The following is a 13,332-nucleotide window of genomic DNA, read 5'->3' as shown; positions in this document are numbered from 1 at the left end:
ACATCCAGACCTCGCGGACGGCCGATGGCGTGGCGGGCTATGCGGCGCCGCGCGTGGTGCGGGTGGGGTTGAGGTTGGCGCTCTAGGATCACCGTCCTCGTTGGGGAGAAGGCGGCTCGACGCGGGCCCTCTTGGAGATCGTCTAATCGACTGAAAGTTATGGGGAAGGTTTCACCGTAGGCGCGTCCTGCGTCTCGGTGGGTCATCGAGACGCGTGCGAGCGTGAGCGGATTGGGAAGGCATGGCGGCGGTTTCAGTCGTCGGTCGATTTTCAGCACGCGGTGAAACTGAACGTTCCAGTGAAACCCGTCCGGGTTCACCGGGCCGAGGGGGTCGCGGCTTGCAGGTAGCGGGCGATCTGGCCAAGGCGGGCGCGGGCGCTTTGCGCGATCGGGCCGCTGATTGCCTTGGGAAAACCCCTGGGCAGATCGGCCAGCACCTGGTCGAGCGCGGCCGGACCCGCTTCCGCCAACTCGCCCAGAAGCGACTGGACCGCGTCGCTGGCGATCCCCGCTGCGAGGCCGGTCTGGACGAAGTGGCGGGGCGCCACGTCGCCGACGCGGTAGTGGCGCCTGTCGCCGACCGCCATGGCCAGTTTCATCTGCTTGGGTTCGATCTGGCGCGCGGCGCGGCTGGGTTCGGCCGACAGCACATCGTAGAGCGGCGTGAGGCGAAAGCCGCCGCCGGGCTGCAGGAACACGCTGAAATTCTTGGCGTGGCCGTCGGTGGCCCCCAGCAGCCAGAAGACGATCTGGGACTTGAGGAAGGTCAGGCGATCGTGCGTCGGTTCGTCGCTGGCGGCCAGCAGATCGAGGCCCTTGAGGACGCCCGGTCCGCCGTCGGTTTCATACTTGCCCACCCAGGGCGTGGAGAGCGCTTGGCAGAAGTCTTCCTGCGGCCGGCGCAGGAGCCGCCCGTCGCGGGCCTCGATCCGATCGAAGCGCTCGACGATCAGCACCCAGCGGTCCTCGAACTGGGCCATCTCCACCTTGGCGCTGGGCAGCCCCCAAGCCGCCGTCAAGGTCAGGCAGAGATACTCGTTCTGGACGCTGTCGGAGAGATCCAGGCCATTGGGCAACTGGCCGATCGCCGGCTTGAAGATGTGCGTGGTCGGCGTGGCGCCGAGCGGTCGAAGCCACTGGCCGCCCCGTCGCAGGAACGCGGTCTTCTCCTGAGCTCCCGCGATGGAGATCCGAAAGTCGTCGTCGGCTTCCAGACCGAGCGGCGCGCGCGCCAGATTGGCCAGGATCCGGGCGATGTCGGCGTCGGACGCCGGTTGGCTTTCGATCTGGCCGGCGATCGGCGGGGCCGCGTCCTCGGGCAGGAACTGCAGCGCGCCGACGCAGTCGCGGCCCAGGGCGGCAAGCAGGCTGTAGGGATCCACGCCCTGGGCGCCGACCTTGCCGGCGATCTTGGCGCGGATCTCGACATTGTCGGGCAGGAGGTTGTCGAAGACGGCGATGACGGGCGCGCCGATATAGCGGTCCTCGCGCAGCGGCAGCGACAGGGAGACCGGCAGGGCGCCGCGCGTGGCCAACCAGCCAGGATCGTAGGTGAAGTCGACGGCGCCGCTGGGTTCGCGGCGCAAGGTCCCCACCCGGCGGCCGTTCATATAGACCGCCAGCGGCGCGTGGCGAGGCCGCCTGGCCATCAGAACAGGTCTTCGAGCGCGATGTCGGCGTTCGCGTCGCGCGGGCGGACGACCAGCTCGAGATTGAGCGCGCTCAAGACCGCGAACAGGGTCTCCAGCTTGGCGCCCGAACCGGCCTCCAGCTCGGAGATCGTCGCCTGGCGCATCTGCACGGCGCGGCCGACGTCGGCTTGGGTCAAGCCGGCCTTCTTGCGAAAGCGGCGAAGGCTGGCCGCCAGCTGGGCTTCGTTTCGGGCGATCAGGTCCATGGGCTGCATATACGGAAGAGCGTATATGAAGTCAATATACGGGTCGGCGTATATCGTTGAAATATCCGATGCTGCGTATAAATATGCGTTATACGGTGTGGCGTAATCTGGCGGCCCGCGCGGACCGCCTTGCCGATCGCCCGTCCGGCTCTAGGATGGAGCGATGAGCCTGGTCGAAGCCCTGCTCGCCGTCGTGACGATCGCCGCCGCCGTGATCAGCGGCCTGGCCGATCTCGATGGCGCCTGGGAACGCTGCCGGTCGATCCGCAAGGCTTTTAAAAAAACCTTCGAGGTCCACACCCCGTGGACTTCGCGGTTCACGCGGACGGCCGGCGACGTCAAAAAAAACTGCCAGATTTCTCAAAAAGAAATCTGGACGGCGCGCTCGCCGCTCAAAAAAAACGCCGCCGGGTTCGGTTTTTCCAAACTTTTGACGCCTGCCTAGCGACCCAGCAGGATCGCGGCGGCGGTCTTCCGGCGACCGGAATGACTATCTATATCCTTGAAGAATATCGAGAATTTCGGTCTCTTCGTCATGGCCCAAGTCTTGGGCCGGCGCAAAGTTTGGAGTGAGGGCTCGGGTTCGGGCGGTCGCAGGCAGCGATCGGTGGAGCCTGATCATGTCCCTCAAAACCATCGTCCGCGTCCTGGGCGGGGACCTCTACGCCGGCGGCCGCCGCGCCAACATTCCCGCGCCGGGCCATAGTCGCCATGATCGCTCGGTGTCGCTGCTCGAGCGCGACGGGCGGCTGATCATCCACGCCTTCGGCGGCGGAGACTGGCGGATCGTGCGGGACGACCTTCGGGCGCGCGGCCTGCTGGGCGATGAACCGAACGGCGAGCGCCGGGGTTTCGATGCACCGGCCCCGGACAGCGTCGCGCGCCAGCGTCGACGACAGACCGCCGCGGCGCTGTGGGCAAGCGCCCGCCCGATCGCCGGCGCCCTGTCCGAACGTCACTGCCGCCTTCGAGGCGTGCTCGAACCGCCGCCCGGCGACCAGGCGTTGCGTCACCACGGCCTGGCCCCCGTCTCGGTCTATCGACCAGGATCGACAACCCGCCCTGCCCTGCTGGCGGGCGTTCGCGATCCCACCGGCGAGATCTGCGCCGTGGAGATCACCTATCTGGGTCCAGACGGGCGGCGCGCGGCGGGCTTGGTCCTGCCGCGCAAGACGGTGGGGCTGATCCCGCCGGGCAGCGCGGTCCGGTTCGACCCGGCCGCCGAGGACCTGCTGGTGGCCGAGGGCGTCTTCACCACCCTTTCGGCGCGCCGCCGCTTTGGCCTGCCGGCCTGGGCGTTGCTGTCGACCTCCAACCTTCGGTTCTGGCGGCCGCCGCACGGGGTGCGTTCGGTGCTGATCGCGGCCGATCGGGGACGCGATGGCGAGGCCTCGGCGCGAGCCTTGGCCCAGAGGCTTCAGGCGGACGGTGTCCGTGCGAGGATCGCTCTGCCGCCGGCGCGGTTCGGGGATTGGAACGAGCTCGATGCGGCCCGGGTCCAGACGTTCGGCGGCCGGGGTTGAAAGGTGAGAGTGAGGGTCCGGGCGGGTGCGCCCGAACGGCAGGATGACCCTGGCCGGCGGCGCTGGATCCTCCGCCATGTCCCGTTCTTCCTCCGCCGTCGCCTTGACGCCCGCCGACGGCCGCATCCGCATTCGCCTGGACCATTTTGGCCTGGCTCCCGAGAACCTGCGGTTCGATGAGCCAGCCGACGACGGCATCCCGCAGTTGGCCGACACCATCGCCGCGGCCGGCGTGCTGATCCCGCCGATCGTCCGGCCCGGCCGCCGTTCCGAACTCGAATACATGGCCCTGGATGGGCGCCGCCGTCGGATGGCGCTGCTCCTGCTGCTCGATCGCGGGGTGATCGGCCCCGACTACGAGATCGACTGCATCCTGGCCGCCGACAAGGCGGCCCAGGCCGCGGCCATCGTCCTGCCCAACGCCGAGCACGCCCCCGTGCACATCGCCTCGATCATCATGGCCATCGGCAAGTTCCGCAAAGCCAAGATGGACACCGCCTTCATCGCCAGATCGCTCGGCTATTCGGAGCTGGAGATCAAGCGGCTGGAGGCCCTGTCGGGCGTCCATCCCAACGTCCTGGTCGCCCTACGCCAGGGCAAGCTCACCCTCAAGCAGGTTCGCGGGTTCGCGCGGGTCGCCGACAAGACCCAGCAGGAGCAGTTGGCCCAGACCGCCCTGGACGGCCACTTCCAGGACTATCAGCTGCGCACCCTGCTGAGCGAGGGCCAGGTGACGGTCGAGGACGGCCGCTTTGGCCTCGTCGGCGCCGCGCGATACGGGGAGGCTGGCGGCCGGCTGGTCTCCGATCTCTTCGGCGAGCTTCCCGACAAGGTCCTGGATCCGGAGATCCTCGACGCCCAATGGCGCGCGCGCATCGCGCCGGTGATCGAGGCCTTCAAGGCGCAGGGCTTGGCGGTCTATGTCGGACCCGACAGCGGCTACCGCGCGCCCGAGGGCTTCGAGAGCCTGCCTTACGTCTATCATGGCGACCTGACCGAGGCGCAGAAGGCCGCTCGAACCGAGGCGCGCGCCCTGCTCGACGAGGAGACGGCGGTGTTGCGCCAGGCCGGGCTGGCCGGTGATCGGGCCGTCGATCTGGTCGCCAATGTCCTGGCCGCCCGCCAGCGACTGGCCCAGTCGGCCCTGAGCGACCTGACCCTGGGGGCCGTGCTGCTGAGCCCCAGCGCCGATCTTGGCGTCGACGTCACCTTCTACGCCGCGCCCGCGCCCGAGGTCGAAGAGGACGACGACGACACGCCGGACGAAGGCGATGACGACGAGGTCGACCCGGTCGTCGAGCTGGTCACGCCCAAGGCCGTGGTCATGGTCCAGGGGGCCAGTCACAGCCTGCATGAGACCCGCACCGACATCGCCACGCGGGGCCTGATCCGGGATCTGGCCGACCATCCCGGCGCGGCCCTGACCGCGCTCCTGGCTCAGCTGTTCAAGCTCCTGGCCCTGAAGACCCATGTCTATCAGGGGGAATCGGCCCTGACCCTGGCGGCGACCCGCTACAAGCGCGGCGCCCTGTCGGCCCACCCGGCGCTCGACGGCGAGGTTCGCGCCCGACTGGAGGCGCGCCGGGAGGATTATCTGGCCTCGGGACTGCGGCCGGTCGCCTTCGTCGACGCTCTGGCCCACGGCGAGAAGATGGCGTTGTTGGCCGAACTCGTCGCGGTCACCCTCGATGTCCGCGAGGCGCGCACGAGCCTGGTGCGACATGGGGCCCGGGCCGAAGCCGCCGAGATCGCCGCCCTCTGCGACGCGGACCTCAGCCTCCACTGGACGCCCGACCAGGCGTTCCTGGCCGTCCACTCCAAGGCGCAACTGCTGGCGATGCTGGCGGAGATGGGCGTGGAGGACGCTCGCGCCACGGGCCTGAAGAAGGACGAACTGGTCGTCTTCGTGGCCGAGGCGGCGGCCGAGCGCCAATGGACCCCTTCAGCCCTGGCCTGGACGGCGCCGATCGAGACTGAAGCGGACGATGACGCCGGAGGCCAGGCGGAGCCGGCGCCCGAGCCGGCGGCCCCGCTGACCACGACGCCCGCGAGCGCCGCGGCGGCCTGACAACACGAGCCCTCGCCGATCGGCGGGGGCTCGACTTGCGTTGGGCTGGCGGCGAGCAAGGCTTGGCCGCTAGATTGGCCACCAGACGGACTTGGCGCGATGTGTGTGATCGCCAGGGATTTGAACGAAAGCGACAGCGCCATGCCGATGGACGAGGAGACGCAGATCGCCCTGAGCCGGCTGGTGGCCCTGGCCATGGACGACACCGGGGCCAGCAAGGCGGCGGCCGACTTCCTGCTGGCCTGGTGGAACGCCGGCGACCTGGGCGGTTTCGACCTGACCCAGCTGTGGTTGCTCGACGATCTGGCCGCTGGCGACATGATCCAGGTGTTCGCCTTCGTCGCCCGCAACAATGTCTATCCGGACGTGGTGATGGACCGCGCCGAGATCGAGGCCCTGGTGCGGCGTTGGCGGCCGGACCAGGCCTTGGCCGACTGACGCGGCGGCCGGCGCGGCGCAAAGGATGAAGTGAGGAAGGCGGGCGGAACGAGCCCGTCGGGTCTGGAGGGAGGAGCCCTCCGCGGCGGGTGAGCCAGAGCCCCGCCATGAACGCTTCCCTGCCCCTGTTCGCCGCCAGCTCGGCCGACGCCTCGGCCAATCTGCTCGCCGCCGCCCGCGCCCTGGCCGCCCAGCTCAATCGTTCGCGGCCCCTGGACCGCAAGCTGATCGCCAGGGTGATGACCACGGCGTTCGGCGGCGCCGACGTCGATGGCGCCTGGACCTGGCGCGAGGCCTATGACGCCGTCGAGGCCGCGCTGGTGCTGCAGATCCGGCGCATGGCCCCACAGGTCGCGCGCCTGGAGGACGCGCCGGCCGAGATCTGCGCGCTGCTCGCCAGCCTCTCGGCCCTGACCCCGACCCAGACCCGCCGCTCCGAAGAGCAGGTGGCGCTGGACCAGTTCTCCACGCCGCCCGAGCTTGGCGCGCTGGCCGTCCTGGCCGCCCAGGTGCGGCCCGGCGACAAGGTGTTGGAGCCGTCGGCGGGCACCGGCCTGCTGGCGGTGTTGGCCGAGGCCTGCGGCGCGGACCTCGCGCTCAACGAGCTCGCCGACGGCCGGGCCGGTCTGCTGGACGGGCTCTTCGTTCAGGCGCCGCGCACGCGCCACGACGCGGTCCACCTGAAAGACCTGCTGACCGCCTCCGGGTCGTTCGACGCCGTGGTGGTCAATCCGCCGTTCCAGGCGCTGGCCGCTCATCTCGAGGCGGGGCTGGAGGTCCTGGCCGACGGCGGCCGGATGGCCGCGATCGTTCCGGCCCGTCTGTTGGAGGACGAGACGGCGCTGTCGCGCCTGTCGCGCCAGGGCGCGGTCGTCGCCCGCATCGCGTTCTGGGCCCGGGCCTATGCCGGGCACGGGACCTCGGTCGATACGGGGCTGCTGGTGATCGACCGCGGGCCGGGCGCCGGCGCGCCGGCCGTCCTGGTCGCGGCCGAAACCCTCGCCGACGCCGCCAAGGCCGCCGCGGCGGTCAGCGCACGCGCGACCGCCAAGCCCCGGCGGTTCGTCACCGTCTCGCAAGGGGCGGCGCTGGCGCCGCGCGCCCGCGCCCTGGCGACCCCCGCCGGGCGCCTTGGCCTGATCAAAGAGGTCGTGCCGCTGGACTACCGGATCGTCGACTGGAACGGCGAGGGCCAGGACGTGGGCCTCTACCAGGCCTATCGCCTGGGCCGCATCGCGATCGACGACGCCGCGCCCCATCCCTCGGCCCTGGTCGAGTCGCGGCCGATGGCTTCGGTGGCGCCGCCGGCCCCGACCTACCGCCCGATCCTGCCGGCGCGGCTGCTTCAGGAGCGCAGCCTTTCGGACGCGCAGCTGGAGACGGTGATCTATGCCGGCGAGGCCCACGCGGTCATGCTGCCGGGGGCCTGGCAGATCGGCGAGGCCGCCCATGTCGCCCTGTCGGTGAAGGCCAACACGCCCCAGGCCGTCTGCTTTCGGCGGGGCTTCTTCCTCGGCGACGGCACCGGCTGCGGCAAGGGCCGGCAGATCGCCGGAATCATCGTCGACAACATGGCCCAGGGCCGGGTCCGCGCGGTGTGGCTGTCCAAGAACGACGCCCTGCTCGAAGACGCCCGCCGCGACTGGGCGGCGATCGGCGGCGCGGCCAGCGACATCGTCCCGCAAGGCTCCTGGAAGCAGGCCGACGCCATCCGGCTGGACCGGGGCGTCCTCTATTCGACCTACGCCACCCTGCGCCAGCCGGCGCGCGGGACGCGGGCCTCGCGGCTCGACCAGATCGTCGCCTGGCTTGGCGAGGACTTCGACGGGGTGATCGTCTTCGACGAGGCGCACGCCATGGTCAACGCCGCCGGCGGCGGCAAGGGCGCGCGGGGTCCCAAGAAGGCCTCGCTCCAGGGCATGGCCGGCCTGGCGCTGCAGAACCGCCTGCCCAAGGCTCGCGTCCTCTATGTCTCGGCCACGGGCGCCACCACGCCGGAGAACCTGGCCTATGCGTCGCGCCTGGGGCTCTGGGGTGGAGTCGAGGCGCCGTTCGTCAACCGCGAAACCTTCCTCGACGCCATCGAGACCGGCGGCGTGGCGGTGATGGAGCTGATCGCCCGCGAGCTGAAGGCCCTGGGCCTCTACATCGCCCGCTCCCTGTCGTTCGACGGCGTGGAATACGAGGCGCTGGGCCATCGGCTCACCGACCAGGACGTGGAGATCTGGAACGGCTGGGCCGACGCCTATCAACTGATCCATCGCAACCTTCGCGCGGCCTTGCGGGCCACCGGGGTGATCGACGAGGAGGGCAAGGTTCGCAGTGGCCAGGCCGCCTCGGCGGTGATGTCGGCGTTCGAGGGGGCCAAGCTTCGGTTCTTCGGCCACCTGCTGGCGGGTCTGAAGACGCCCAGCCTGATCGCGGCGATCCGCGACGACCTGGCCAGCGATCGCTCGGCGGTCGTGCAGGTGGTCTCCACCAACGCCGCGGTGATGGAGCGCAAGCTGGCCCAGATCCCGGTCGAGGAGTGGAACAACCTTTCGATCGACCTGACGCCCAAGGACCAGGTGCTCGACTATCTGATGTCGGCCTTCCCGGTGCAGGCCATGACCGAGGTCGAGGGCGAGGGCGGCGAGATCACCCTGGTCCCCCTGTTCGAGGACGGCGCGCCGGTGCTCAGCCAGGCGGCGTTGGGCCTGCGCGACGAGACCGTCGCCCATCTGGCCTGCCTTCCGGCCGTTCCGGGCGTGCTTGACGCGGTGCTCGAGGCCCTGGGACCGGACATGGTGGCCGAGATCACCGGCCGCGCCCGCCGTGTGGTCACACATGGCGGGCGAAAAGTCGTCGAGCGGCGCAGCGCCTCGGCGGCCAGCGCCGAAACCGACGCCTTCATGGCCGGCAAGAAGCGCGTGCTGATCTTTTCCGACGCCGGCGGCACCGGGCGCAGCTATCACGCCGATCTCGCGGCGGCCAACCAGCAGCGGCGCGCCCACTATCTGGTCGAACCGGGCTGGCGGGCCGACGCGGCGATCCAGGGCCTGGGCCGCTCGCACCGCACCAACCAGGCCAGCGCGCCGCTGTTTCGGCCGGTGACGACCGACATCCATGGCGAAAAGCGCTTCCTGTCGACCATCGCCCGGCGCCTGGACAGTCTGGGCGCCCTGACCCGCGGAGAGCGGCGCTCGGCGGGCAACGGGCTCTTTCGGCCCGAGGACAATCTGGAAAGCCCTTGGGCGCATCGGGCGCTGCAGGCTTTCTATATCGCGCTGTTCATGGGCCAGGTGGAGGCCATGAGCCGGGAAGCCTTTGAGGCCAAGACCGGGCTGTCGCTGCTCGACCATGAGGGCAACCTCAAGGGTTCGGACGACATGCCGCCGATGAACACCTTCCTCAATCGATTGCTGGCCCTGCGGATCGAGGACCAGAACGGCCTGTTCGCCGCCTTCGACGCCATCCTCTCGGGCATACTGGAGCGGGCCGCCGCCTCGGGCGCGCTGGATCGGGGCATGGAGGACATCGTCGCCGACGATCTGGAGGTGCTGGACGAGGAAGTCCTTCGCACCGATGTGGCCACCCGGGCCGAGACCCGGCTGGTGCGGTTCGCCGTCCGCACGCGGCGAGACCTGATCTCGGCCGACAAGGCCCTGGCCGGCCAGGACCCGGTCGCCCTGCTGATGGCGGTCAACACCAAGTCGGGTCGCGCGGCCCTGGTCGTCCAGGGCCTGACCACGACCGACGACAACGACCGCCTGATCCAGGCCGTGCGCCTGATCCGGCCCGAGAAGCGCACGATCGCCCCGCTCAAGGCGTTCGAGGAGTCGGCCTGGGAGCCGGTCGACGAGACGGCGTGGCGGGCGGCCTGGGCCGCCGAGCTCGCGGCCGCCGATCCGTGGGTTTCGCGGGAGATGGCGCTGGTCACGGGCTTGTTGCTTCCGGTGTGGTCGAGCCTTCCCAGCAAGCAGGCGACGGTCCGGCGCCTGAAGGCGCCCGACGGGCGGCGCTGGCTGGGCCGGGTTCTGGATCCTGGCCAAGTGCCCGCCCTGAAGATCGCCCTGGGACTGACCGACACCGCCCAGGCGCTCGGCGACGGCGCCGTCGCCCGACGCATGATCCTCGACGAAGGCGCGTCCCTGTCCCTGACCGAGGGCTTGTGGCTGAGGCGCGCCAGGGTGATGGATCGCTGGCGGATCGAGGTGGTCGGGGCCGCCGCCCAGCGTCAGGCCTTCGTCCAACTCGGCTGCTTCGTGGAGATCATCAACTATCAGCCCCGAGTGTTCGTGCCGACGGACAAGGCGGCGGCGCTGAGCGCGGTGCTAGCCAAGTGGCCGGCCCAGACCATCCTGGCGGCGGCGTAAGGCCAAGGGGGGCAAGGCGCGCCACGTCTTGCGATCGTGCGGCGCCACCCCATCCGTCAACGGGCAAGCCGTTGCCCGAGGCGCGCTTCGGACGCCTCGGTGACGGATGGGGCCCCGGCGCCAGCTCCGGCGAGGACGCGGCTCGCGGTGAGCGGCGATTTCAGGAGCAAGGCGATGAGCAAGGTCCTCAACAAGCACATGAGCGGAACGCCGGCCCAGGCCGTCTACATCGGGCGAGGCAGCGCGTGGGGCAATCCGTTCCGGATCGGGCCGGACGGCGATCGGGCCCAGGTGGTGGCGTCGCACGCCGCCTGGTTGGCGGATCAGCATGATCTGCTGCGGCGGCTCGATGAACTGCGCGGCAAGGATCTGGTGTGCTTCTGCGCGCCGGCGGCCTGTCACGGCGACTTGCTGCTGCGACTGGCCAATGGCTCGCGCGACGCGCTGGTGGCCTGGTGGCGAGCGACGCGGCGGTAAGGTCCGCGAGGGCGGCGGCGGCGGGCGAAGCCGGTTCGGGGTTTGGGCCGCTGGCTCGTCGGACCGGCCCGGGCCTGGAGGAAAAGGGAGGGGAACCGGGGCGAGCGATCCGGAGCTTGGTCCGGCGCTGGCAGCGCCGAGGGCGCCATGTCCGTCTCCCCGACCCTTTCGACGACCCAACCTGATCCCTTCGACCCCGCCGTGGCCGAGACCGCCACCCTGATGCGCTTCGACCTGATGGACCGCACCGCGCGGGTGCGGTCCATCGCGCGCCGCCATGGCCCGCATGTGCTGCACGACGTCGAAGTGCTGGAGCTGCACCTGGCCCGGGCCGGCCAGGAGGATGCCGGCGCGGCGGCCGACGCCCTGATCGCGCGTTTTGGGGGTCTGGCCGCCGCGCTGGCCGCCGATCGCGCCGAGTTGGGACGCCATGTCGGCGAAGAGGCGGTCTTTGATCTGAAGCTCCTGCGCGAGACCGCCGTGCGCGTGGCCGCCGCCGCCCTGCCCGGCCGGCAACCGCTCAGCTCGTCCAGCGCGGTGCAGATCTATCTGAAGACCCTGATGGCCGGCCTGCCGCGCGAGGAGTTCTGGGTCATCTTCCTGGACCGCAAGAACCAACTGCTGACCAGCGAGCGCCTGGGCCAAGGCACGGTCGACCACGCGCCGGTCTATCCGCGCGAGGTGCTGCGGCGGGCCCTGGAGCTGGGGGCCAGCGCCATGATCCTGGTGCATAACCACCCGTCCGGGGATCCCAGTCCGTCGCGCCAGGACCTGGAGATGACCAAGACCATCGCCGACGCCGCCAAGATGCTGGGCCTCCATGTCTGGGATCACATGATCGTCGGCGGCGCCAGGGTGCTCAGCTTGAAGAGCGAGGGCCTGATGTGACGCTCTCTTGCCCGCGACGGGCTCGGCTTGCGCCCGCCACACCGGCCCGGTCGACGGGCCGGGCGGTGTGGGCGCGCGAGGAGGTGACCATCGCCAGCTCAGGGCCGCCCGGCGCCGATTTTCGATGCCGTTGGGCCGAGCCGCAGCCTCGCGCCAAGGCGGCCTCGTCTAGTGTTCGGCCGGGACCGCGAGGCCTTGCTGTTCCTCGGCCAGAAGCCGCTCCAACAACCGACGGCCTCGCGCCAGGCCAGCGTCGACCAGAATATAGCCCATCCTCGCATCGTCTGGCGCCTGGTCGATCACCAGCTGCTGGGCCTCGATCATCACCTTGTCCTCCTCGAACCCTTCGAGGATCCGGCCGGCCAGGCGATCGGTCAGGACCGCGTCGTCCAGATTGAAGTTGTGGCCGTAGGACCAGAAGAAATGGCTGTTCTTGCCGTCCTCGGGGGTGACGATCTGGGTGGCGTGGAACTGCAGGGCCTCGGGAACACGATGTCCTTCGGGGGCCCCGGTTCCGGCCGGCGCGCTGCCCGAATCCATGTTCAGCACATTGCCCGGCATGTGCCACTCGTAGATGTTCCACCGGTCGATCGGACCCTGGATCTCGGCGACGCCCTTGAGGTAGGGCGCGAGGTCAGGCTCGTTCCTGTACCAACGGGTGATGCGCACGGTCTTGTCGATCTGCTCGATCAGCGGCGCGGTCTCGGCGATCGCCAGCGAGCCGCCAAGGGTGTTCTCGTGCACGAACGACAGGTGGGAGAAGTCCAGCAGGTTGTCCATGATCAGGCGGTAGTCGGCCTTGTAGTGGATATAGGCCGGGATCGACCGCCAAGCCGGGTCGTCCTGCCAGTGGCAATCGGGAACCAGATCCGGATCGGCCAGGCTGGGTTCGCCCATCCACACCCAGATCAGCTTGTAGCGCTCGACGACGGGGTAGGACCGGATCGCCATGTTGGGACTGGGACGCTTGCGCCCGGGCTCCAGGACGCAGGCGCCTTGGGTGTCGAACACCAGTCCATGATACATGCAGCGCAGGGTGTCGCCTTCCCGTCGCCCCAGCGACAGGGGCGCGAACCGATGGCTGCAGCGGTCGATGAGCACGGCGGCCTCGCCGCCTTCCGTGCGGTAGGCCACCAGGGGCTGGCCAATAACCTTGCGGGCCAGCAAGCCGGCGCCTTGGACCTCATGGCTCCAGGCCAGGGCGTACCAGCAATTTTTCAAGAACACGATCATTCACTCCCCAAATTTTCCGTCAGTGTGCCTATGCTGGGGCGTTCCGACAGGCGAACTTGCCAAAAGCACTGACCAGTTTCTCAAAATGCGATCGCCGAGCGCCGCCGCCGACGTGCCCTTCTTCGATATCTATGGCGAGGCGCCGCGCGCGGTGGACTTGCGGTTCGTGCACGTCGAGCGCATGCGCGACCGGGTCGATGTCCACCACGGGCAGGTGCGTCCCCATCGCCACGCCCACCTGCACCAGATCTCCCTGTGGAGCCACGGCTCGGGTCGCTACCGGTTCGAGCAGGACGAGGTCGACCTGCCGGCGGCCGCCTTGACCTTGATGCCGGCCGGCGTGGTGCACGGCTTCGAGGTCGAGGCGCGCACCGACGCGATCGTCATCAGCCTGTCCGACGGCTTTCGCGCCGATTGCCTGCGCGACGTCGCCGAGCCGGTGGCGGCGGGC

General features: G+C 69.8%; 11 protein-coding genes. 8 read left to right on the top strand and 3 right to left on the bottom strand.

Annotated elements, in window-relative coordinates:
* Nucleotides 1-316: 316 nt before the first annotated feature.
* The gene (locus tag PMI01_RS05515) at nt 317-1,651 is read right to left on the bottom strand and encodes a type II toxin-antitoxin system HipA family toxin (RefSeq protein WP_007664977.1); all 1,335 of its coding nucleotides are present in this window, start codon (nt 1,649-1,651) and stop codon (nt 317-319) included.
* A complete protein-coding gene (locus PMI01_RS05510) occupies nt 1,651-1,899 on the bottom strand; it encodes a helix-turn-helix domain-containing protein (RefSeq protein WP_035034795.1) in 249 nt (82 codons plus the stop codon). Before PMI01_RS05510 ends, PMI01_RS05515 begins: the two co-directional genes overlap by 1 nt.
* Nucleotides 1,900-2,062: 163 nt before the next feature.
* Between PMI01_RS05510 and PMI01_RS05505 the strand changes: the two genes are divergently transcribed.
* The 7 genes from PMI01_RS05505 (at nt 2,063) to radC (ending at nt 11,648) form a co-directional block, all read left to right on the top strand.
* Nucleotides 2,063-2,344 carry a hypothetical protein gene (locus PMI01_RS05505; RefSeq protein WP_007664971.1) on the top strand — a complete coding sequence of 94 codons (282 nt, stop codon included), beginning with the start codon at nt 2,063-2,065 and terminating at the stop codon, nt 2,342-2,344.
* A gap of 175 nt (nt 2,345-2,519) precedes the next feature.
* Nucleotides 2,520-3,422 carry a DUF7146 domain-containing protein gene (locus PMI01_RS05500; protein WP_007664968.1) on the top strand — a complete coding sequence of 301 codons (903 nt, stop codon included), beginning with the start codon at nt 2,520-2,522 and terminating at the stop codon, nt 3,420-3,422.
* Nucleotides 3,423-3,498: 76 nt separating this feature from the next.
* The gene (locus PMI01_RS05495) at nt 3,499-5,490 is read left to right on the top strand and encodes a ParB N-terminal domain-containing protein (protein WP_007664964.1); all 1,992 of its coding nucleotides are present in this window, start codon (nt 3,499-3,501) and stop codon (nt 5,488-5,490) included.
* 141 nt (nt 5,491-5,631) lie between these two features.
* A complete protein-coding gene (locus PMI01_RS05490; protein ID WP_035034798.1) occupies nt 5,632-5,928 on the top strand; it encodes a DUF7673 family protein in 297 nt (98 codons plus the stop codon).
* 107 nt (nt 5,929-6,035) lie between these two features.
* Entirely contained in the window at nt 6,036-10,283 is a 4,248-nt protein-coding gene (locus PMI01_RS05485; RefSeq protein WP_007664960.1) for a strawberry notch-like NTP hydrolase domain-containing protein, read from the top strand.
* Between the two features lie 174 nt (nt 10,284-10,457).
* Nucleotides 10,458-10,760: a DUF4326 domain-containing protein gene (locus PMI01_RS05480; RefSeq protein ID WP_007664958.1), complete on the top strand. Its 303-nt coding sequence runs from the start codon at nt 10,458-10,460 to the stop codon at nt 10,758-10,760.
* A gap of 147 nt (nt 10,761-10,907) precedes the next feature.
* Nucleotides 10,908-11,648 (top strand): RadC family protein, encoded by a 741-nt coding sequence (radC, locus tag PMI01_RS05475; RefSeq protein WP_007664956.1) that lies wholly within the window; start codon nt 10,908-10,910, stop codon nt 11,646-11,648.
* Nucleotides 11,649-11,816: 168 nt separating this feature from the next.
* Here radC and PMI01_RS05470 read toward each other — a convergent pair whose 3' ends face one another.
* Nucleotides 11,817-12,875 (bottom strand): aromatic ring-hydroxylating dioxygenase subunit alpha, encoded by a 1,059-nt coding sequence (locus PMI01_RS05470; RefSeq protein WP_007664951.1) that lies wholly within the window; start codon nt 12,873-12,875, stop codon nt 11,817-11,819.
* Between the two features lie 91 nt (nt 12,876-12,966).
* Here PMI01_RS05470 and PMI01_RS05465 point away from each other — a divergent pair.
* Nucleotides 12,967-13,332: AraC family ligand binding domain-containing protein (locus PMI01_RS05465; protein WP_007664948.1), on the top strand; the 366-nt coding region annotated here is incomplete at its 3' end.

Origin of the sequence: Caulobacter sp. AP07 (assembly GCF_000281955.1) — a bacterium.
GTDB lineage: Bacteria > Pseudomonadota > Alphaproteobacteria > Caulobacterales > Caulobacteraceae > Caulobacter.
Note: the sequence above shows the minus strand (reverse complement) of the source record. Positions and strands in the feature narration are given on the sequence as shown.

What these genes read in the sequence shown, in the direction of transcription:
- PMI01_RS05510 (WP_035034795.1), bottom strand. Translation starts at nt 1,899, where the DNA reads ATGGACCTGATCGCCCGAAACGAAGCCCAGCTGGCGGCCAGCCTTCGC.
- PMI01_RS05515 (WP_007664977.1), bottom strand. Translation starts at nt 1,651, where the DNA reads ATGGCCAGGCGGCCTCGCCACGCGCCGCTGGCGGTCTATATGAACGGC.
- PMI01_RS05490 (WP_035034798.1), top strand. Translation starts at nt 5,632, where the DNA reads ATGCCGATGGACGAGGAGACGCAGATCGCCCTGAGCCGGCTGGTGGCC.
- PMI01_RS05495 (WP_007664964.1), top strand. Translation starts at nt 3,499, where the DNA reads ATGTCCCGTTCTTCCTCCGCCGTCGCCTTGACGCCCGCCGACGGCCGC.
- radC (WP_007664956.1), top strand. Translation starts at nt 10,908, where the DNA reads ATGTCCGTCTCCCCGACCCTTTCGACGACCCAACCTGATCCCTTCGAC.
- PMI01_RS05500 (WP_007664968.1), top strand. Translation starts at nt 2,520, where the DNA reads ATGTCCCTCAAAACCATCGTCCGCGTCCTGGGCGGGGACCTCTACGCC.
- PMI01_RS05505 (WP_007664971.1), top strand. Translation starts at nt 2,063, where the DNA reads ATGAGCCTGGTCGAAGCCCTGCTCGCCGTCGTGACGATCGCCGCCGCC.
- PMI01_RS05480 (WP_007664958.1), top strand. Translation starts at nt 10,458, where the DNA reads ATGAGCAAGGTCCTCAACAAGCACATGAGCGGAACGCCGGCCCAGGCC.
- PMI01_RS05485 (WP_007664960.1), top strand. Translation starts at nt 6,036, where the DNA reads ATGAACGCTTCCCTGCCCCTGTTCGCCGCCAGCTCGGCCGACGCCTCG.